Genomic DNA, 19,777 nt, shown 5'->3' on the forward strand with positions numbered 1-19,777 from the left:
GCTGTTCGCGGCGCGGTCGGCTACTGGGGTGTGCAGGTGGCGCGTGGTCAGCGCGCCTGGTTCGCGGCGTCGAGCGCCACGATGTACCCGTACACGAGTCCCTGGCCGATGGTGGCCCCGGCGCCGGGGTAGACCTTGCCGAAGGCGTTGCCCGCGGTGTTGCCGATGGCGTAGAGCCCGGTCACCGCGCTGCCGTCCTCGCGCAGCACACGGCCGCGCTCGTCGGCCGTGACGCCGCCGCAGGTCCCGAGGTCGCTCAGGGTCATCTTCACCGCGAAGTACGGGCCCTTCTCGAGGGGCCGCAGGTTCGGGTTCGGCGAGACGGTCGGGTCACCGTAGTAGCGGTCGTAGGCACTCGCGCCGCGCTGGAAGTCGGGGTCGGTGCCGGCGGCCGCGGCCTCGTTGAACCGGCGGAAGGTGTCGGCGAACGCCTCCTCCGGCAGGCCGATCGCGCGTGCGAGTTCGGCCGGATCGGAGGCGCGGTGGGCGATCCCGGCGTCGTACCAGGCCTGCGGCAGCGGCTGCCGCGGGAACAGTGCGCCGGCCATGATGTAGCTGTTGCGGTACGTCTGGTCGAAGACGATCCACATGGACTCGATCGGTTCGCCGGCCCGCTCGCGGTCGAGGACGAGCTGCCCGAAGGACATGTAGTCCTTCGCCTCGTTGACGAATCGTTTGCCGGTCTGATCGACGATGAACGATCCGGGCAGCGCCCGCTCGGCGAGCATGACCGACGGTGTGCCGCCCGGCAGCGCCGCGATCGCCGGGAACCACCAGGACTGGTCCATCAGGGTGATGCCGGCGTCGACTTCCTGCTGTGCGATCCGGATCGCGTCGCCGGTGTTGCCCTCCGCGCCGAGGCTCTCGTGGTCGGCGAGGTTCTCCGACTGGAACTTGTGGCGCATGTCCATGTCGTGGTCGAAGCCGCCCGCGGCCAGCACGACGCCGCGCGTGGCGGTCACCGTGAACTCGCGGCCACCCTGCTCCACGACGGCGCCGGTGACCTTGTCGCCCTCGGTGACCAGACGCACGAGGGACGTCTCGGTCCACACCGGGATGCCGGCGCGCACCACGCCGGCGAACATGCCGGCCGCGAGCGCCTGACCGCCGGCCATGTACTCGCGGCGGAGCGCGAGCCCGCCGATGCCCTGGGCGACGCGCTTGAGGATGCGCGGGATGCCCTTGGTCGGGACCTTGGCCACCAGGTTCATCCACTTGTAGTCGGCGCCGGTGGTCGGCATCGGGACCGGTGCCTCCATCACGCCGGGCCGCAGCCGGCCCCGCTCGCCCGCCAGCACCGAGGCGTTGAACGGCTTGCACTCACAGGTGCGCCCCGCCGCGGATCCGCCGGGCTGTTCGGGGTGGTAGTCGGAGTAGCCCTCGGCCCAGAAGAACTTCATGGGGGTGGTGCGGCTGAGCATCTCCACCGTGGCGGCGCCGTGCTCGAGGAAGGCCCGGCCGCGTTCGGCGGGCGCGGAGTCGCCGACCACCGCCTGCACGTAGGTCTCCGCCTTCGCGGGGCTGTCGCCGGCGCCCGCCTCCCGCAGGATCGGGTTGTCCGGGATCCAGAACGCGCCGCCGGAGCGGGCCGTCGACCCGCCCACGTACTTCGTCTTCTCGACGATCAGGGTCGACAGGCCCTTCTCGTGCGCGGTCAGAGCGGCCGCCATGCCGGTGCCGGCGCCGACCACCAGCAGATCGACCGTGATGTCGTGTGCGGGTGTGACCGGCGGTACTTCGCGCTTGCCCATCAACGAACTCCTCATCCTTCAGGTTTGTAGTGAACGCTACGAGTGAGGAAGGCCACGTCGCCACGGTCGTGTCCGCGCAGCGGGAGGTGATCTTGATGACCCTCACGCGGACAGCGCGAACACGCGGCGGGTCCTGGCCGTGGCCAGGACCAGACGTCAGCGTCGCGTCAGGCGGGGCAGGGACAGGGCCAAGGCCCCGAGGAGCACTGCACCGGCGATGCCCACCGCGTGGACTCCGGCGACGAACGCGTCCGGCGCGGCGGCAGTCGACCGCGCAGAGACGACGCCGGCGAGCGTGCCGAGCAGCGCGATCCCGAGGGTGCCGCCGAGACTGTTGGCGGTTTCGGACAGCGAGGCCGCCGAGCCCGCCCGCTCGACGGCGACGGAGCCGATGATCAGTGCGGTGCCGCAGGCGAACAGCGGCCCGGTGCCGAAGCCGAGGAGCGTGATCGCGACCAGTGCCGCCGCCACCCCGTGGGTGGAGACCAGGAACAGACAGGCGGATCCCGCGGCGGAGAGCAGCAGCCCGCCCGCGATCGCGATACGCGGTGCCACCCGCGCGCTGAGCAGCGGGCTGAGCATCGTGCCCGCCGCGACACCCAGACCCATCGGCACGAAGTAGAGCGCCGCCGTCGACGGGGACAGGCCGATCACGACCTGCAGGTACTGGGTGACCTGGAAGCCGACGCCGGCCAGGACCACGCCGGCGAGGACGAGGGCGACGATCACGGCACGGACGTCGCGGCGGCCGAGCAGCCGTACGTCGAGCATCGGATCGGCCGCCCGGAGCTGGCGGTGAACGAACAGTGCGCCCGCGGCAAGGCCGACGACAGTCGCCGCCACCGCAGCCGCGGGGCGGTGCTCGAGGAAGCCCGACTTGATCGCGTACACCAGGGCGAGGATCGACAGCAGGGACGTCGCGACGTCCACGGGAGCGATCCGGCCCGTGACCCGCCGGCCGGTCTCGGGGAGCAGGGCAGGAGCGGCCACCAGGAGTATCGCGACGACAGGGACGTTCAGGAGGAACACCGACCCCCACCAGAAGTGGTCGAGGAGGATCCCGCCGAGCACCGGGCCGAAGGCGGCCCCGGCGAACTGACAGGTTGCCCACGTGGCGATCGCGCGGGCGCGTTGCTGCTCGTCGGGGAAGACCTCGGCGATGAGGCCGAGGGTGGACGGCATCAGCGTCGCGGCGCAGACCCCCATCAGGGCGCGGGCGGCGATCAGCACCGCCGGGTCGGTTGCGTAGGCCGCGAGCACGGATGCCGCCGCGAACCCGGCCGCACCGACCATGAGCAGGCGCCGCCGCCCGACCCGGTCTCCCAGCGAGCCCATGGTGATGAGCAGCCCGGCCAGGACGAAACCGTAGATGTCGGTGATCCACAGCTCGGCCGACGCGGACGGGTGCAGGTCGACCTCGAGCTGGGGGAGGGCGAGGAACAGGACGTTCAGGTCGAGCGCGATGATCAGCGTCGGCACGACCAGCACCCCGAGCGCCGCCCACTGACGGGGGGTGGGCCGCGGCGGCCGGTCCGGGGTGGGCGTGGTCTCTGCGGGTGCGGTCGTCACGAGGTCCTCCTGGGTGCGGGTTCGGCTGGTCACACCCGGAGTACGGATCCGACGGCGCGTCCTCGACACTTCGCGCGGAGTCGTGTGTGCCGCTATCGGCTCGCGAGCCCCGCGGCACGCCGCCGGAGATAGTCCTGCTCCGCCCGGCTGAGCGTCTGCTGCGCGGCGGCGAGGTACCGGGCGCGTGCCTCCTCGACGTCCCCCATCCGCTCGTACAGATGCGCCCGCACCATGTCCGCCCGCGGATGATCGGCGACGGGTGCCTCGTCGAGCAGGTCGAGACCCGACTGCGGCCCGTGCACCATCGCGGTCGCGACCGCGCGATTGATCGTCACGGACGGGTTCGGCGCGATCCGGTCGAGGATCTTGTAGAGGGCGAGGATCTGCGGCCAGTCGGTCCGGTCGGTGGACGGTGCCTCCGCGTGCAGCGCCGCGATCGCCGCCTGCAGCTGGTACGGCCCGCCCGGCGACCCGGACAGCGCACGGGTGACGAGCTCGACGCCCTCCGCGATGAGGGCGCGGTCCCACGCCGAGCGGTCCTGCTCGTCGAGCGGCACGATCGCACCGTCGGCGTCCAGGCGCGCCGGGCTCCGGGCGTCGGTGAGCAGCATCAACGCGAGTGCCCCGGCCACCTCACGTTCGCGAGGGAGCAACTGGTGCAGGACCCGGGTCAGGCGGATCGCCTCGGACGTGAGCGCGGGATCCCGGAGCAGGTCGCCGTCGGTCGCGGTGTGGCCCTCCGTGAAGATCAGGTAGAGCACCGCGAGCACGGCCCGCAGCCGGGCAGGCAGCTCCGCTGCGCTCGGCGAGGAGAAGGTGGCGCCGGCCTTCCGGACCGTCGCCTTGGCACGGCTGATCCGTTGGGCCATCGTCGATTCCGGGACCACGAACGCCCGCGCGATCTGCGCCGTGCGGAGCCCGCCGACCGCGCGGAGGGTGAGCGCGACCTGTGACGGTGCCGTGAGCGCCGGATGACAGCACAACACCATCAGATTGAGGACGCTGTCGTCGTCGCCGTCGGCCACCACGTCCGCGGCCGGGCTGAGCAGTGCGTCTCGTGGGTGCGCCACCGCGGCGGCCACCTCGCGGCGGCGGCGCGCGGTCGTGGACCGCCACCCGTCGACGAGTCGACGGTGCGCGGTCGTCACGAGCCAGCCGGCCGGGTCGGGCGGGACACCGGCGTCGGCCCAGGTCGTGACGGCGGCGATCAGCGCCTCCTGCACCGCCTCCTCGCAGTCGTCGAACTGCCGGGGGTAGCGGCGCAGCAACGCACCGAGGACGCGCGGCGCGGACTCGCGCAGCACGTCCTCGACGGGCGTCGACGGGTTCAGAAGTCGAACCCCGCCTCGAACATGATCGGTCGCACCTCGACGGCCAGGCCGGGGATCGACGCGTCGGGCAGGCTCCGGGCGAGCTCGATCGCCCGCTCCTTCGACTCGACGTCCACCATGTAGTAGCCGCCCATGAACTCCTTCGCTTCGGCGTAGGGGCCGTCGGTGACCACCCGCTGGGCGCCGTCCTCGACTCGGATCAGCGCGCCCTGACCGAGGGCGCCGAGGGCCTGGGTTCCGATGAACTCGCCGGATTCCCGGGTCTCGTCCATGAAGGCGCCGTGGCCCTTCTGGACCGCCGCCATCTCCTCCTTCGTCAGGGCTTCGAGCACGTCGCTGTCGATCTGCATGATCAGCAGGTACTTCATGTCCGTCTCCATTCGTTCGTGGCGGGCTCTGGTGGTGCCGCCTCACCCCTAGTACGGAGCAGGGCGGCGAGTCTCGACGTCGATGTGCGTGTGCTCGGATCCCGACGGGCAGAGGTGGAATCCCGGTTGGGTCGGGAGCACTCGAATCTACGTGAGGCGATCAGGTTCCGCCCGGTTCTACGGACTCGTCGGCGCGTGCGGTGACCAGTGGTCGAGCATCGCGGCGAAGGTCTCGCAGGCGGCCCCGGAGACGCCGTAGGGCGCCTCGAGATGCACGCTCAACGGAAAGCCGAGATCGCCTACGCCGTCGACGACACGCCGGAACAGGTCGACAAGGTCGCGTCGACGCTGCCGCGACGAGCCGGCCGCCGTGTGTGCGACGAACTCCCGCTCCTCACGGACCAGCTCGTTCCCCGAATCACGGATGAGCCAATCGATCAGGCGCACCTGCCGTTCCATGCCCGGGACGAATCCGAACGACAGCAGGATCTCGGGACGGTGGTCGCAGTGTGCCGCGAATTCCCGCAGAAATCCCACGATCCGCTCGGAGTACAGCAACTGGGTGAGCGCGAAGGTCGCGCCGCGGTCGCATTTGCCCGCGAATCTGCCGTGCTCGCCCCGTCGGGTGGGTATCAGCACCACCCCGCGGTGGGGGAGCTGCCGGCGGAATCGGGCCACCGCCTCGTCGGGGGAGACGCCCGGAGCATCGGCGCCCGACAGCCCGTGTGGCCTGCCGACGAACGTGATGCCGTCCATGCCGGCGTCACACAACCGCTGTACGCGGGCGGTGAGTTGATCCTCGCGCTGGAAGACGGTGACCTGGGTGCACAGGCCCGAGACGGCGCAGAACGACGGTCGCACTGCCTGCCAGAAGTCCAGCACGTCCATCCGTGGTGTCAGTGGCACGGGCCGGTCGGGGTCCTCGGCGACGAGGCCGGGGATCATGACGTGTCGCACGCGGTCGGCCAGGCCGGAGCTGCGGCAGTGCTCGGCGGCGGTCCCGATCTCCTCGACGGCTCGTCGTGTGCCCGCCTGCAGCTCCGGCGGCACCAGTTCGAGTGCCACCGTGTTCATGGCGGTCAAGAACGTTCGGCCGTGGCGAGCCAGGCCGGGGCGAGGAGACGGTCGTGGGAGTCGAAATCGAGTTCGGTGGCGACGGCGGCCAGCGCCGAGGTGGGTTGCTGCGCCAGATCGGCTCGGGTGATCGCAGTGGTGTACGTGGTGCGTTCGAGCCGCCGGACGAGCCATCCGGCATCGCCGAGGGTGCCCCGAAGGTTGTCCTCGGTGATGCGGAAGGGGCCGGGGAACTCGTCGGGGACCTGGTCGGAGAAGCACACCAGATGCAGTCGGGCGTGCGGGCGGCAGGCGCCGTGCAGTGCAGCGGCGTAGCCGTGGCGCTGGTCCTCGGGGAAGCAGTGGTACAGGGCGCTGTCGATGACGGTGGTGAACCGGTCGGTGTAGCCGGTCAGGGCGGTGGCGTCGGCGACGTCGAGCTCGACGGCCCGCTCCAGCCCGCGCTGCCGGGCGCGTTCGCGGGCGATGCCGATTGCCGCCGGTGCGGCGTCGAGGCCGCACACCCGATACCCGCGGTCGGTGAGGAACAGCGCGTTTTCTCCTGGGCCGCAGCCGATGTCGAGTACCTCGCTGGTGAACTGACCGTCGGCCTCCAGGTTGCGGACCGCCGGTTGGGCTTCGCCGATGTCCCACGGCACCCGGTCGAACGCGAACTCGGTGTGCTGCGCGTCGCCGGCGCGCTGCACAACGCGTTTGAAGGTGTCGAAGTCGCCGCGGTACAGCGCGTCGAACGCGGCGGGGCTCGGTTGGTCGGGTGACTCGGGGACGTCGGTACTCACGAGTTGCTCCTTCGCGACGCTGAGGGCTCGACGGCTGGAGATGCGATCGCATCTCCAGCGGCCGTCGTCGCCCGTTCCACTGGCTGTCGAACACGCCAATCGTCGAATTCGCGCACAGATTTCGGCTACCCGCGTGGCCGATCGCATTCGAGCCTAAACCCGGCAAATAGCGATGTGAACCTCCTCGCTGATCTACTACCGAGCGAAACTGAAGTACGCGACACCTGCGCAGGTTGCTGCGCACAGAGTCGGCGTGGTGGCGAACGACCACTGCACGTTCGGATCGGTCCCGCGCGGATCCCAGGTGGCGATCGGCCCGGCGACCCCCGTCGGGAGGGCGCCGAACGAATCCGGGGGTCGCTGTCCCCACACCACGAACTTGGCGGACGGTGACGCGAGAGCGCCGCGATCGGTGACGACACGGTAGAAGACCGTCGGGTTCGAGTACCACGGCGGCTTCTGGGTTCCGGTGGCCTCCACGACGGGCAGTCCGGCGTCGAATGCGGCGGTGAGCGCGCCCTCCGTGAGACCGCCAGGTAGCGGCGGCAGCGCCGGCGCCGCGGAACCCGAAGACAGTGCCGGCGGTGCCGAGGGCGGATTCGCCCCGGCGGTCGGAGCCGCAACCGCCGTGATTCCACAAGCAAGCGCCGTCATCGCCAGGACTCGCCGGTTCCGTGTGCCCATTTCATTCCCCCGTGACATCTGATCGTCCCTCCGCGGACAGGACTGTCCGAGCAGTGTGTCGACCGGGAGCAACAGTTCGTTAGCCTGCGACCGCGAAGTGCACCGCTGGGGCCGCCGGATGTAGACCTTTCCGCGGCTGGCGCCGCCACGGAGGGAAGGAAGTGAGCGCCTGCCGCTCTGTCGGCGAAATTCGTTGCGCCCCATATTCTCCGCCGATTTCCGAGTGCGAGGTTCGTCGCTGAGAACTTGTCCGGCGAAAGCCTGAAGCATGCGCAACCAATTGTTGGAATGCCGGCCGAAAAGGCGTCGTGATCCGTGGGCCGTGCAGTCCTCGATCCGTGTACAGTGCGCGAAACAATCGGCGGTCGGTTGGTCGTGAGAACGGAGCGCATTCTGGTGAGGTGGCTCAGTTTCGTCGTCGTGTTGGCACTTCTTGTGGTCGGTGGACACGCAACGAGTGCCTCCGCCACCCCGATGCAGTCGGGGCCGCCGCCGACGGTCACGGGTGAGAACGGCGTTGTCTACCCAACCGATCCCGAGGGCCGTGCCCTGCTGTTGCGGGGGTGGGAGTACTCCGACGACTCGTGCGGGTCGACCTCGTTCTCCGGCGCAGCCGAGAAGTTCCGGCAGATGGCGGCCCTCGGCTACAACGCGGTGCGGGTGCCGTTCAATTGGGAGTGCATGGAGCCGACCTTCGGGGAGTACGACGAGGCCTACCTCAGTGCTTTCGCGCGAGTCTTCCGCGCGGCCGAGGACGCCCATCTGATGGTCACACCCGACCTCAACGATCACTTCCCGACGTGGGTGCTCGACCGTGCCGGGCGCCAACCGGGTACGAGCTCCGTCGAGTTCGGTTCCACGGCAATCGGTTCCGCGGACCTCGGTCCCTCCGTTCTCGGCAAGCACGGCGACCTCGAGTTCCTCGCCGCCTGGGGCCTGGTCTACGACAATCCCGAGGTGCGTGGCCGGGTCCTGGACCTGTGGGCGATGTTCGCCGGACGCTTTCACGACGAGCCCTCGCTGTTCGGCTACGACCTGTTCAACGAACCGTTGTTCGACCCCCTCGCGCAGGGCGCCAGCGTGATCGACCCCCTCGCCGCCGAAGCCGACGAACTCACACCCCTCTACCAGGACCTCACCGACAGGATTCGCGCCGTCGACACCACGCACTGGGTGCTGGTCGAGCCCTTCTGGGCCGGTGTCGGCAGCCTCGCCCAGCCCACGCGCCTCGGCGAGATCCGCGACCCGCAGCGGAAGATCGCCTACGCGCCCCACATCTACGACCTGTCCATGGAGTCGGGTGGCGACTACGAGCCGGCCAGCGGATTTGTCCAGAGGTACTGGGACGCCGTGGTGCGCTATCCGAAGCAGCACGGGCTGCCGCTGTTGATCTGGGAGTGGGGGACGCGTGACCCGAAGTCTCCCAACGCCGGTCGCTACGTCGACGAGGTCACCGCGGGCATCGATGCCCATGCCGCCGGTTCCATGGCCTTCGTGTGGTGCACGGGCCTGTCCGGGTGGTGCAACCTCGGTGACGACGGGCTCCCCGGCGCCGCAATGGCGTCGACCGTCAGTGCTTATCCGCAGCGGATTGCGGGGGTGCCGATCGCGCTCAGCACGAGCGGTGTCGGTACGAGGCTGAGCTACCGTCCCGGCGGGGACCAGCCCACGCTGGTGATCGTGCCCAAGGCGGCGTATCCCGGAGGCTACGAAGTCGACCTCGCCGGCGCGACGTACACGGTGACACCGAAGGGCACCTTCGATGTCGTCGGTATCAGCGCCGATCCGGGATCCGCCACGGTCGAGGTGACCGTACGCCCGAAGTGAGCCGGCGCCGCCGGGTGTCGAGGCCGCCGCGAGTCGTCGACAGCGGATTCATGCGAGGTGTCTCCGCGTCACGTCGGCGATGAGCGCCGTGACCCCGTCCGCCTGAGTTTCCGGAAGGCGCGCGTATCCGCACACCAGCCCGCGTGGGCCCCGGGAGTCGGCGAGGAACGAGGACAGCGACGGCAGGGTGACCCCGCGACGGCCGAGGTCCGTGGCGATGGCAGCATCGTCGCTTCCGTCGGGCAGGCGAAGCACCAGATGCAGCCCCGCCTCGACGCCGGACAAATCGACTCCGTCGTAGTGCCGCCGGAGTGCACCGACGAGGGCCGACCGGCGAGCGGAGTAGGTGCGCGACGCCCTGGCGAGGTGCCGGGCGAGGGCGCCGGACTCGATGAACCGGGCGAACGCGAGTCCGGTTACCGCGCAGGCGGTTTCGCCGCTGAGCGTGACCGCCTCGGCGACCGGGTCCCGCAGCGCGGACGGCGGAAGCATCCAGGCCAGTCGCAGTGAGGGCGTGAGGACCTTCGAAGCCGTGCCGATGTAGGCCACGCAGTCGCGACCGCCGTCGATGCTGCGCATCGCGGGCAGAGCGGACACGTCGTACCGGAACTCGCCGTCGTAGTCGTCCTCGATGAGGAGTCGTCCGGACTCGGCGGCCTCCGCGACGAGCTGGGCGCGCCGGGGAACGGGAAGGCGTGCGCCGAGCGGATACTGGTGTGCCGGAGTGCAGTACACGGCTGCATCGGTGTCCCACAGAGACGACGGGTCTAGGCCGTCTGTGTCGACAACGACGGAACGCATCCGGGCGCCGGACTGGCGGAGGGCCCGCCGCGCCTCGGCGTAGCCCGGTTCCTCGAACGCAACATCGCGGCCCGCGAGGCCGGCCGCCGTGGTGAGCGCACGCAGGGCGGATGCCACCCCCGGCACGATGATCAATTCGTCTGGGCTCGAGACGATTCCGCGCGTGCGGCGCAGGTGGCCGCTGAGGGCGAGACGAAGCTCGGTGTGCCCGCCGGGGCCCGCCGAAGTTGTCGGAACGGGAGCGGCGGCGGCGGCCCGCCAGGCGCGGCGCCAGTCGGTGGTGGAGATCAGGGTCGTATCCGGTTGGCCGGGAGTGAGATCCCACGTCGGTGGCGGTCGCCGGAGTCCCCGGGCAGTCGCGGTGGCCGCAGTCGCCGCCGGAACGTGGGAGGCGGCGCCCACGGCGGCCGCGGAGTCCGCGCCCGCCGCGACCCGGGTGCCGGACCCGGACCGTGCGACGACGTACCCGGCCGCGGCGAGTTCGTCGTACGCGTCGACCACGGAACTCCTGGCCACGGCGAGTTCCGTGGCCAGGGTGCGCGTCGAGGGGAGCGCGTCGCCGGGGTGGAGGTGGCCCGATCGGATCTGCTCGACGATCGCCTCCGCGATGCGGTGCCGCAACGGCGACTCGCTGAGGGGCAACCGCAAGGCAAGGTTCGGGTTGTGGGTGTGACGGGACACGACGGACAGAATAGTGGTCTGGCAGTTTGATGCAGTTCTGGATCTACCGGGCATGCCGGAATATGTGGACGATTCGGTGCATGGAGAAGATCAGGAGATACCCCGAGCTCGCCGGCAGTCACCGAGCCGACCTCGATTCGGTGCTCGACGCCGCGGCGGTGGGCACCCTCGCGACGGTGGTGGACGGATTACCGTGGGTAGTGCCCATGCTCTACGCCCGTGACGGCGACCGCATCGTCCTGCACGGGTCGACCGGTGCGGGTGCCCTGCGGCACGTCGCGGCCGGTGCGCCGGTGGCGCTGGCCGTCACGATGCTCGACGGGATCGTGGTGGCGGACACCCTTTTCGACTCCACCGCCAACTACCGATCGGCCGTGGTGCGTGGCCGGCTGGCCCAGCTCGACGGGGGCGACGCCGTGCATGCCCTCGATCTGATGTCCGACTCGCTGATCCCCGGTCGCAGCTCGGAGGTGCGCACCCACACGAAGAAGGAACTCGCGGCGACCCTTGCGATGGCGCTTCGCATCGAGCCGGGATGCTGGACGGTGAAGGTGCGCGACGCGCCGCCCCCGGAGCCGTCCGCGGACTCCGGCAGGTGGGCGGGGGTGGTCCCGCTGCGGACCTCGGCGTCTGAGCCGGTGGCCGCCCCGTGGGTGGGGGAGAGCACTCCGCCACCCGAATCGGTGCGCCGCCTGGTCGACGGGCGGCCGTCCTCTCCGCGGCTCGGTTACGGCTGCCGGGTCTGACTCGCCGCCCCGGCGCCCTGTGGGTGGTGGGACGGCGGGCGTCCACCGATGCTCCAGCGCTGGTCGTTCGAACGTGAAGGCCGCCCCTTCCCGTGATGGAGGGGGCGGCCTTCAAGGGCTTTGCCGGTGAGTCGGTTACGGGGACGCCAGATCCGTGGCCCAGCGATAGTCGGCTTTGCCTGCCGGGGTTCGCTTGACCTCGTCGACGAGAATGATCGAACGCGGAACCTTGTAGCCGGCCAACGTCTTACGGCAGTGTTCCTGAACTTCGCTCAGGGTGAGTTCGGGTGATCCGGGATAGGTCGCGATGACAGCCGCGACCTGCTGTCCCATTCGTGCGTCGGGCGCGGGCACGACGAGGGCGTCGACGATCGTGGGGTGCGCGTGCAGCGCGGCCTCGACCTCCTCGGCGAAGACCTTCTCGCCGCCGGTGTTGATGCACTGCGAACCACGGCCGAGGAAGACGATGGTGCCATCCGATTCGACCCTGCCCATATCGCCCAGAACCGAGATGCGGGTTCCGTCGGACCGGGTCGGGAAGGTTCGGGCCGTCTTCTCCTCGTCCTTGTAGTAGCCGAGGGGGACGTTGCCGATACGGGCGATGTAGCCGACGTCGTCCGATCCCGGTGGAATCTCGTTCAGGCTTTCGTCTACCAGGATCATGTTGGGAGAAGGCGGCATTCGCAGATTGCCGGCCGCGTCGATCGTGAAGGCGCCGTCGTTGCCCGATTCCGAGGCGCCGAAGTTGTCGCGCAGCAGCAGGTCCGGCTTCACCGCCAGCATGCGATCGCGCACGCTCGTCGACCAGAGCGCGCCACCCGAGGTGATCGAGAAGAGTGAGCTGAGGTCGACCTCGCCGCGCCGGCGCTCCATCTCGTCGACCAGTGGCAGTCCCATCCCGTCGCCGACGATCAGGATCACCTGCACGCGATCCTTCTCGATAGATTCGACCACCTTCTGCGGGTCGAAGTCGCGCCTGAGGACGACGCGGGCGCCGAGGGTGAAGAAGGTGAACAGCGAGTACATCGCCGCCCCGTGCATGAGGGGCGCGGCGATGAGGAACGCGAGTTCGGGAAACTCCTTCGCGGCGGCGGCGACCTCGGCGAGATCCTGCCGGGCGTCGGCGCCGTACGGGTTTCCGCCGGAGAGCGGCTTGCGGAAGAAGTCGTCGTGGCGCCACATGACGCCCTTCGGATACCCCGTGGTGCCTCCGGTGTAGAGGAGGTACAGGTCATCGCCCGAGCGGGAGTCGAAGTCGGTGGCGGGCGACAGCTGATCGGCATCGGCGAACGCGATCACGGAAACCTCGCGAGCCTCGGCGGCCTCGCGGAGTTCGTCGACGGTGTCCCCGACGACGAACACCGTCCGAAGGGTCGGGCAGCTCTCCAGGAGCGAGGCAAGAACCCGCTGGTGTTCGGGGAGCTCGACGACAACGGCGACGGAGTCGGAGTTGGTGAAGATGTACTCGAGTTCGGCCGGCGTGTACCGGTAGTTGACGTTGATCGGCACCGCACGGATCTTGATCAACCCCAGGATGCTCGTGACGTGCTCGACGCTGTTCTTCAGGAACAGGGCCACGTGATCGTTTCGGGAGATGCCGGCCTGCGCGAGCAGGTGCGCTGTCCTGTTGGCGGCGGCGTCGACCTGCGCATAGGTGAGGTTCTGGTCTTCGTAGGTCAACGCGACACGATCGGGCACGGCGGAGGCAACGGTCTCGAAGACGTCCGCGAGGTTGAACTGCATCGTCATTCCTTCCTGGCAGGGCCGCGAGGTTGGGCCGTAGGCCCAAACCTAGAACACGTTGCAAGTTCGGGACGTCGAAATGAATCGAATGGTTTGCGGATCCGTCCCCGACTACTGACGTCGAAGCTCGAGGCCGTCGGCGATCCCTCCGATGGCCGAGCCGGACGAGCCGACCGAGCCGTTCCCCTCGGCCCCGCCGGGCGCCGGATTGTCACTGGGTTCGCGCACGTAGGCGTACATCTTCGAGGGGGAGGTGGACGTGCCGCCGAAGTAGAATCCGGAGTACCACTTTCCGGTGCCGGTGGGGTTGGCGGGGCAGAACCGGGGAAGCGTGGCCGTCTCGTGGATGACCCGGTCGCGGATGGTGCCGTCGACGGTGAAACGGTAGAGGGGACCGTCGATCTGGATCGAGTACCTCAGGGGCTGGTTGGCCGCGAGGTCGTCGTGGGACAGCGTGACGAGCGCACTGTCCGGGTACTGATGCACGCCGTCGGCATTGGCGTACGGCACGAGTTCGAGGACGCGGGGCGATGTGTCGGTGCGCCACCGCCAGCCGAACATGGCGCCGTTGCGCGCGAGATCGAAGTCGCCGCAGTCCGAGAAGCCGGGCAGCTTGTTCCAGTCGAACTGGTCCTCGGGCTGGGTGGGGGAGGTGAGCACGTACTCCGCCGTCGGTGTCAGCACGAAATCGTAGGTCCGCGACGCGCCGCCGGGGCTGATCCAGCCCGCGAGGGGGCCGGTTGCGCCGCTGGGGCGGTCTACCGACGCACTGTGCGCGCCCTGCTCGATGGTGTAGCTCGACCACCCAGGAGGCGTGCCGGGGGCCAGGCAGCCACTCAGCGTGGTGGCCGCCGTCAGCACGATGGTGGCGATGCCGGCCCTTCGGATGATCGTGCGACTCACGGTTCTCCCTCCGATTCGGTGCGGCGATCCTCCCACACACTCCGCCCGGCATGTCCCGTTTCTGCGGCAGCCGATCGCCGGTGCCGGCGGGGTGGGGCGGCATGCCATCGCCCCAGTTCAGAAGGTGGATTGATGCTCAGGCCGCGAAAGGGCCCGGGCTTGGACGGTGCCGGCGCGCGTCCCTGGACCAGGCGCCCGCTACCTGGCCGCGATGTGCTGCTCGAGCAGATCGAGATTCTCGCCCCGGTCGTCGCCGACCTTGGCCAGCAGACCGATGGCCAGGAGCAGCCAGGACAGCAGTTGCGCGCCCGGACTGCCTGCGAGCGCGGGGCGGAAGCGAATGGTCTCGGTCACGATGTGCCCGCCGTCCGCGGGTTCCATGGTGAGCACGACGTGCTGCCGGATGCCCCGCTGCTTGCCGGAGAACTCGAACACCTCGTTCGGCACGTGCCGGGTGATGGTCCACCGGACGACGTCGAAGTCGCATTCCTCGCCGTGCTTGCTGCTCCAGCCGTGCCCGGCCGCCATCGTGAAGTCGGGGGAGAGCACGGTCTCCGTCCTGTGCGCCTCGTACACTCCCGATTCCGCCGGGTGGGTGAACGCGTGCCAGACGAGGTCCGCGTCGCCTTCCAGCCGCCGCCAGTTGGTGAAGGATGCGTAGCCCACGACTGCCCCCGTTGATGTGGCCCGCCTGGGACGCGAAGGTGCCAGTACAGGTCGAAGATTGTTGGAGGACAGGATAGCTGTTGGTGGGGCCACCTCCGGCGGGTCGACCGGCTGGTAGTCGGTGGCCGACCGTAGGGTCGGCACGACGGGCCGACCGGCCCGAGGGTCGGAAGGAGCGAGGCGTGGGGACCTGGGGTGCAGGACCGTTCGAGAACGACGGAGCAGGCGATCTGCTCGCGGCGCTTCGGGCGGGTGAATTCGACATCGACGACTACAGCGGGCACGTCGACGAGGAGTACCTCGAGGTGGACGACGCGCAGGCCGCCATCGCGCTCGCCGAGGTCGTCGCGGTGGCCCACGGTCTCCGCCCAGTGCCCCCGCAACTCGACGGCATCGACGCCGCCGCCTACACCGCGTCGTTGACCGCGGAACAGCGCGGGTGGATCCTCGCGACCCTCGAACGCACGATCGCTGACAGCGACACCTCGGAACTCCACGAGTTGTGGGCCGAGAACGGGCCCGAAGATCTCGGGGCCTGGCGGGCACCGATCCTGGCCAGGCTGGAGAGCCTCCGGGCGCTGAGACTCGGCGCGTCCCCGGTCGCCTGAGCACGAGGGTCGGAGGGGCGCGCCCGAGCTAGCTGACGGGCCTCGGGGAGTGGCTGATCGCGGCAGCCCCGGTGTCGCAGGCGTTCAACCGGCGAGTTGCTTGAGTACGGCCAGGTTGGCTTCCATGCCCGCTCGCCACACGGCCATCCGGCGGGCGAGAATCTTGCCTTCTTTGTCCGGGTGCTGATCGATGAAGTCGGCGAGCGGTGATCGCCCCGTGCCGACCTTCGCCCACTGCCGGACGACGGCACCGTCACCATCGGGGTCGACTTCGAAGCCCCAGATACTCAGTGGCGCTTGCGGCGGACCCACGCGCCACACCCAGCGTCGACCGTCCTCGACCTCGATGATCTCCGGTTCGGTGTACCACTCTCCGATCTGTGGGTCGGCGTTGTACCCGCGGAAACGGGCGCCGACGGCGACCCCGGTCGCCCCGTCCAGCCACTCCGCCCGCTGCAATTCGCCGTCGGCGCGGGTGGGGAGTTCGATGTCGGTGATCAAAGCCCAGGCGTGCTCCGGGCTGCATGCCAGACGTTCGGTGACCTCGACGGTTGGGGTATCGCGCAGGCGCATGGGATTCCTTCGGGTCTCTGGGTGGAGTTCGATGCTATTCGAATGCCACGATGTCGCGAGGCACTGTGACGGGCATGTCGGCAGCACGAGCGATGCGCATCGAGCCAGCGCACACTTCTCGGCTCTCGGCTCTCGGCTCTCGGCTCACGGCTCACGGCTGCGCGCAAGTCGCTTCCCTGCGGAAACGTGACGCGACGGACAGGCCGGATGAGACGGGACGGCCGGGCTTTCGCCACCGGCGGGCCATGCTGGGCTGCATGCGAATTGGCAAGGCACAGGGGTGCCGTGGGATGGCGCAACAGGTGGCGGCCCAGTTCGCGGCGCGATTACAGGGTCCAGCGACGCCCACGAGTACGATTCAACCTTCGCGCCGGATGTACTGTGGGGCAGTCTCTTCGGGGCACCCGTCGCCACTGGCTGGGTGACGACCTAGATCTCTGCTGCCCTGGTGTCGAGTTGCTGCCGGAAGGACTGCTCGGCGGCGTCGTATGCGCGGTGGTTCGACTCCGCGGCGGCGGCCATGTCGCGGAGCCGTTCGGCGGTGTCGCGATACGCCTCGGTCAGCTCAGCTCCCGCGCGAGCTGCTGCCGAACCGACCGACGATCCGGGCATCGCACGCAGCGCAGCGTCGATCGGACCGGCCGGGTCGAGGCCCGCGATCCGATCGGCCTCGCCCCGCAACGACGCTGCGAGCGAGCGCAATGCGTCGGTGTCGACCCGTAGCTGTTCTCCCACGTCACCTCACCTCGAGCCTCCGTGTCGGGCGGCCGCCGCCAGGTACGGCCGCTTGGTCTGCGGACCTCACAAGGGGCCCACCGATTTGACGCGAGCAGGCCGCCGGCGGTTCCGCCTGGGAACCGACACGTATCGGCGGCTCTCGCAGCGCGGTTCGCGGCCATCTCGTCGTCCCCGTACTTGCCGGATCGGGTGGTGTCGATCTCGAACTCGATCCGCTTGACCATCTCGTCGGTGATGCCGTCGACGCCGACGTAGAACTGCTGGTACCAGCGACGCATCTGGTAGACGGAGCCGTCCTCCTCGCACAGCAGCGGGTTGTCGATACGGCTGATCGAATCCTGGCCGAAAAATCAGTCAAGGTGTCCTGGGGCGAGCGCAGGGGGTGGTACCGCCACCGCGCGTATCAAGAATTCGTCAGCAGCCCGGGTGGTTGCGTATGTGTCTCGTCAGGCTCCGGGGTTCGCCTCTCGCCGCGCGGGATGCTTCCAACCGGCAGGTGCAACAGCCCCTGCCGGTGCACGATTGTCCTCCGGGCTGTCCACGTCGGTGAACCTCGTCGGGCCGCGCACCACACTCGCGGGGCGGAACACCTTCCCCGCTAAGCCGATTCCAATTCGAAGGAGCAATTCATGGGTTCGTCCACAACCGAGCTCGGTCAGATCGCCGCCGTCGCCGGCCTCGTTTCCGCCGTCGTGACGGTGGTCGGCGCCGTCGCCGGTGTCGCCTCCCTGTCGGCGTAAACCACACTCCGACATATGAGTTCGGGGGTCGGGGCCGTCACCGCTGCCCCGATCCCCGGATTGGGCGGCAGCCGCGTCGGAGCGGCCAACGCGCGCAGGCTCGAACGAGTCGACGAATACGACCGGCGCGAGTCGACACGGGTCTTGACACAGCGTCGGGCGCGGCGTTTGACTGGTGCGCAAGCTTGTGTTGCCTCGCCCGATGGTGTTCTGGGAGGTTGACGTATGCGCGGCATAGGGTTAACGGGTCCGGGGCATCGACGCGGGGCAACCCGCCACCGCGGAACCATCTCGGTACTGGCGTTGCTGGGGGCGTGCCTTCTCTCCCTGGCAGCTACCCAGACGGCCGGCGGCGCACCGGCGGCGGACACCGTCGACACCGGATTCGCGATCCCCTTCGCCGGGGCGCCCGGCTACGAGAGCCTGGCGCCGACGCTGATGACCGGTCCGGGTGAGCTCAACGAGCCGCTCGGTCAGCAGGTGGCGGACGAGATTGCCGGCCAGATAGGACTCAGCAGGGCTGACGCTCTGCGGAGCAGCAGTATCGCGACCTCGTCAGCGGCGGCGGAGTCGGCGGCAACCGCGACGCTGCCGAGGTGATCGATGCCTGCGCCCGGATCCTCACCAACACGAACGGCCGTCCCCTCTATTCCAACGTCGACGGCCACCTCACGCCGTCGGTTCTGGCCAGCTACGGGCTCTACGTGAACACCAGCGGATTGCTGGAGAGTCCGGCCAACGCGGACGCGCCGACGCGGCAGGTGAACTCGTTGATCGCTCCCGGCGGGTTTGTGGGCACCTGGATGCGGAACAACGGTGCGACACAATCCCTGATCGCGCTGTACCGGTCGGCGTACACGGTGCAGGCAGTCTACGGCTTTGCCTCGCAACAGATGTCGGGCGCCGCTCAACTGGTGACGAATACCAAGGGGGGTGTGAGTTCGGAGGTGGGCATGTCGATGGCGCCGCCGCTCTGGATAGTGAACTTCGCCCTGCTCTACATATTGAAGCCATCGCTGGCGGCCGCAATGCCCGCCCACTGGGCTCCCATCCCGTCGGTGGTTGCCGACGCCGTCAGGTCCAGCCCCACCGGCCAGGTTCCTTTCGGCGCCTACGCGCCCTACTTCCGGTGATGCGATTCCTGGGCCCGGCTGGGTCTCGCCTGATGGCATGAGCGGCGGCGGGGTGCTCGGCTGTACCGGCTATCGACCGTTGGGCGTCCGCGACACCCTGTTCTGACGGGAAGCGCAGTCCGCGCGGACGTGGCGGTGGTCCGCGGCGGCGGAGGCAACAGTCTCAGATCTCGCAATATGGGATCATGATCCCATATTATGAACTGCGTGCGTACGCTTGGCCCATGGGCAACGAGGAAGCCGTCTACACGCACGGTCACGACGAGTCCGTGCTGCGCAATCATCGCTGGCGCACGGCCGCGAACTCCGCCGCGTACCTGATGCCCCACCTTCGGCCGGACATGACCCTTCTCGACGTCGGCTGTGGTCCCGGGACAATCACCGCCGATCTCGCTGGACTCGTCGCCCGGGTCACCGCCGTGGAAATGACCGACGGCGCCCTCGATCTCGCTCGGAGGGAATTCGCCCGGCGCGGGATCACGAACGTGGAGGCGGTCGTCTCCGACGTCCACTCGCTCGATTTCCCCGACGGCGCCTTCGACGTCGTCCACGCCCATCAGGTCCTGCAACACGTCGGCGACCCGGTGCAGGCGCTGCGCGAAATGGCCCGTGTCTGCCGGCCGGGCGGGATCATCGCGGCCCGTGACGCCGACTACGGCACCTTCGCCTGGTACCCCGAGAATCGTGAACTCGACGAGTGGCTGTCGCTCTACAAAGTCGTCGCCCGCGCGAACGGCGGGGAACCCGACGCCGGTCGGCGCCTTCGTGCCTGGGCGCACGCGGCCGGCCTCGGCGATGTGGTCACCACGGCAAGCGCGTGGTGCTTCTCGTCCGATGACGACAGGCAATGGTGGGGCGGGTCGTGGGCCGATCGGGTCCTACACTCGAACTTCGCCGACCGAGCCGTCGAACTGGGACTCGCCACCCCGGACGACCTGGCGCGCCTCTCGGCGGGCTGGCGGAGCTGGTCCGCCGAGGACGACGGCTGGTTCGCCCTGCTCCACAGCGAGATCCTCTGCCGCGTCAGCGTGTAGCGCCGTCGCTGCCGATGATGGATGGACC

Annotated in this window: 17 protein-coding genes and 2 pseudogenes; 5 read left to right on the plus strand and 14 right to left on the minus strand. The window is 69.3% G+C overall.

Annotated elements, in window-relative coordinates:
• Positions 1-47: 47 nt before the first annotated feature.
• The 7 genes from ACFXGJ_RS04115 to ACFXGJ_RS04145 all read right to left on the minus strand — a co-directional run bounded on the left by ACFXGJ_RS04115 (position 48) and on the right by ACFXGJ_RS04145 (position 7,556).
• On the minus strand, positions 48-1,751 hold the full coding sequence (locus tag ACFXGJ_RS04115; RefSeq protein WP_378616758.1) for a 3-ketosteroid-delta-1-dehydrogenase: 1,704 nt from the start codon (positions 1,749-1,751) through the stop codon (positions 48-50).
• 156 nt (positions 1,752-1,907) lie between these two features.
• Positions 1,908-3,353 carry an MFS transporter gene (locus ACFXGJ_RS04120; RefSeq protein ID WP_378616760.1) on the minus strand — a complete coding sequence of 482 codons (1,446 nt, stop codon included), beginning with the start codon at positions 3,351-3,353 and terminating at the stop codon, positions 1,908-1,910.
• Between the two features lie 59 nt (positions 3,354-3,412).
• Positions 3,413-4,624 carry an RNA polymerase sigma factor gene (locus ACFXGJ_RS04125; protein WP_378616762.1) on the minus strand — a complete coding sequence of 404 codons (1,212 nt, stop codon included), beginning with the start codon at positions 4,622-4,624 and terminating at the stop codon, positions 3,413-3,415.
• Between the two features lie 23 nt (positions 4,625-4,647).
• Positions 4,648-5,019 carry a YciI family protein gene (locus ACFXGJ_RS04130; RefSeq protein WP_378616764.1) on the minus strand — a complete coding sequence of 124 codons (372 nt, stop codon included), beginning with the start codon at positions 5,017-5,019 and terminating at the stop codon, positions 4,648-4,650.
• A gap of 177 nt (positions 5,020-5,196) precedes the next feature.
• Positions 5,197-6,093, minus strand: coding sequence for a mycobacterial-type methylenetetrahydrofolate reductase (locus tag ACFXGJ_RS04135; protein ID WP_378616766.1), 897 nt, complete (start codon positions 6,091-6,093; stop codon positions 5,197-5,199).
• A 5-nt stretch (positions 6,094-6,098) separates the two neighbouring features.
• Positions 6,099-6,872, minus strand: a complete 774-nt coding sequence (locus ACFXGJ_RS04140) for a class I SAM-dependent methyltransferase (protein ID WP_378616768.1) — start codon at positions 6,870-6,872, stop codon at positions 6,099-6,101.
• A 195-nt stretch (positions 6,873-7,067) separates the two neighbouring features.
• The gene (locus ACFXGJ_RS04145) at positions 7,068-7,556 is read right to left on the minus strand and encodes a hypothetical protein (protein WP_378616770.1); all 489 of its coding nucleotides are present in this window, start codon (positions 7,554-7,556) and stop codon (positions 7,068-7,070) included.
• A 396-nt stretch (positions 7,557-7,952) separates the two neighbouring features.
• On the opposite strand from ACFXGJ_RS04145, the gene ACFXGJ_RS04150 reads away from it, so the two are divergent.
• Positions 7,953-9,383 carry a cellulase family glycosylhydrolase gene (locus ACFXGJ_RS04150; protein ID WP_378616772.1) on the plus strand — a complete coding sequence of 477 codons (1,431 nt, stop codon included), beginning with the start codon at positions 7,953-7,955 and terminating at the stop codon, positions 9,381-9,383.
• Positions 9,384-9,431: 48 nt separating this feature from the next.
• Here ACFXGJ_RS04150 and ACFXGJ_RS04155 read toward each other — a convergent pair whose 3' ends face one another.
• Entirely contained in the window at positions 9,432-10,865 is a 1,434-nt protein-coding gene (locus ACFXGJ_RS04155; protein ID WP_378616774.1) for a PLP-dependent aminotransferase family protein, read from the minus strand.
• A gap of 80 nt (positions 10,866-10,945) precedes the next feature.
• On the opposite strand from ACFXGJ_RS04155, the gene ACFXGJ_RS04160 reads away from it, so the two are divergent.
• Positions 10,946-11,611 carry a pyridoxamine 5'-phosphate oxidase family protein gene (locus ACFXGJ_RS04160; protein ID WP_378616776.1) on the plus strand — a complete coding sequence of 222 codons (666 nt, stop codon included), beginning with the start codon at positions 10,946-10,948 and terminating at the stop codon, positions 11,609-11,611.
• 135 nt (positions 11,612-11,746) lie between these two features.
• Here ACFXGJ_RS04160 and ACFXGJ_RS04165 read toward each other — a convergent pair whose 3' ends face one another.
• The 3 genes from ACFXGJ_RS04165 to ACFXGJ_RS04175 all read right to left on the minus strand — a co-directional run bounded on the left by ACFXGJ_RS04165 (position 11,747) and on the right by ACFXGJ_RS04175 (position 14,923).
• Complete coding sequence (locus tag ACFXGJ_RS04165) at positions 11,747-13,354, minus strand: AMP-binding protein (protein ID WP_378616778.1); 1,608 nt, start codon at positions 13,352-13,354, stop codon at positions 11,747-11,749.
• A 111-nt stretch (positions 13,355-13,465) separates the two neighbouring features.
• Positions 13,466-14,257, minus strand: a complete 792-nt coding sequence (locus ACFXGJ_RS04170) for a hypothetical protein (RefSeq protein WP_378616780.1) — start codon at positions 14,255-14,257, stop codon at positions 13,466-13,468.
• A gap of 198 nt (positions 14,258-14,455) precedes the next feature.
• On the minus strand, positions 14,456-14,923 hold the full coding sequence (locus ACFXGJ_RS04175; protein ID WP_378616782.1) for an SRPBCC domain-containing protein: 468 nt from the start codon (positions 14,921-14,923) through the stop codon (positions 14,456-14,458).
• Positions 14,924-15,105: 182 nt separating this feature from the next.
• Here ACFXGJ_RS04175 and ACFXGJ_RS04180 point away from each other — a divergent pair, with 182 nt between their 5' ends.
• On the plus strand, positions 15,106-15,531 hold the full coding sequence (locus ACFXGJ_RS04180; protein ID WP_378616784.1) for a DUF4259 domain-containing protein: 426 nt from the start codon (positions 15,106-15,108) through the stop codon (positions 15,529-15,531).
• Positions 15,532-15,615: 84 nt separating this feature from the next.
• Here ACFXGJ_RS04180 and ACFXGJ_RS04185 read toward each other — a convergent pair whose 3' ends face one another.
• The 3 genes and pseudogenes from ACFXGJ_RS04185 to ACFXGJ_RS04195 form a co-directional block, all read right to left on the minus strand.
• Positions 15,616-16,104 (minus strand): SRPBCC family protein, encoded by a 489-nt coding sequence (locus tag ACFXGJ_RS04185; RefSeq protein ID WP_378616786.1) that lies wholly within the window; start codon positions 16,102-16,104, stop codon positions 15,616-15,618.
• Positions 16,105-16,533: 429 nt separating this feature from the next.
• A complete protein-coding gene (locus ACFXGJ_RS04190) occupies positions 16,534-16,839 on the minus strand; it encodes a UDP-glucose 4-epimerase (RefSeq protein WP_378616788.1) in 306 nt (101 codons plus the stop codon).
• Positions 16,840-16,985: 146 nt separating this feature from the next.
• A pseudogene (locus ACFXGJ_RS04195) lies at positions 16,986-17,171 on the minus strand (3-ketosteroid-9-alpha-hydroxylase); the annotation flags it as partial.
• A gap of 636 nt (positions 17,172-17,807) precedes the next feature.
• On the opposite strand from ACFXGJ_RS04195, the pseudogene ACFXGJ_RS04200 reads away from it, so the two are divergent.
• Both ACFXGJ_RS04200 and ACFXGJ_RS04205 read left to right on the plus strand, forming a co-directional pair.
• A pseudogene (locus ACFXGJ_RS04200) lies at positions 17,808-18,715 on the plus strand (hypothetical protein).
• A gap of 224 nt (positions 18,716-18,939) precedes the next feature.
• Entirely contained in the window at positions 18,940-19,749 is an 810-nt protein-coding gene (locus ACFXGJ_RS04205) for a class I SAM-dependent methyltransferase (protein ID WP_378616790.1), read from the plus strand.
• The last annotated feature ends 28 nt before the right edge of the window (positions 19,750-19,777 follow it).

It is taken from the genome of Rhodococcus sp. NPDC059234 (assembly GCF_042754225.1).
Taxonomy (GTDB): Bacteria; Actinomycetota; Actinomycetes; order Mycobacteriales; family Mycobacteriaceae; genus Rhodococcus_G.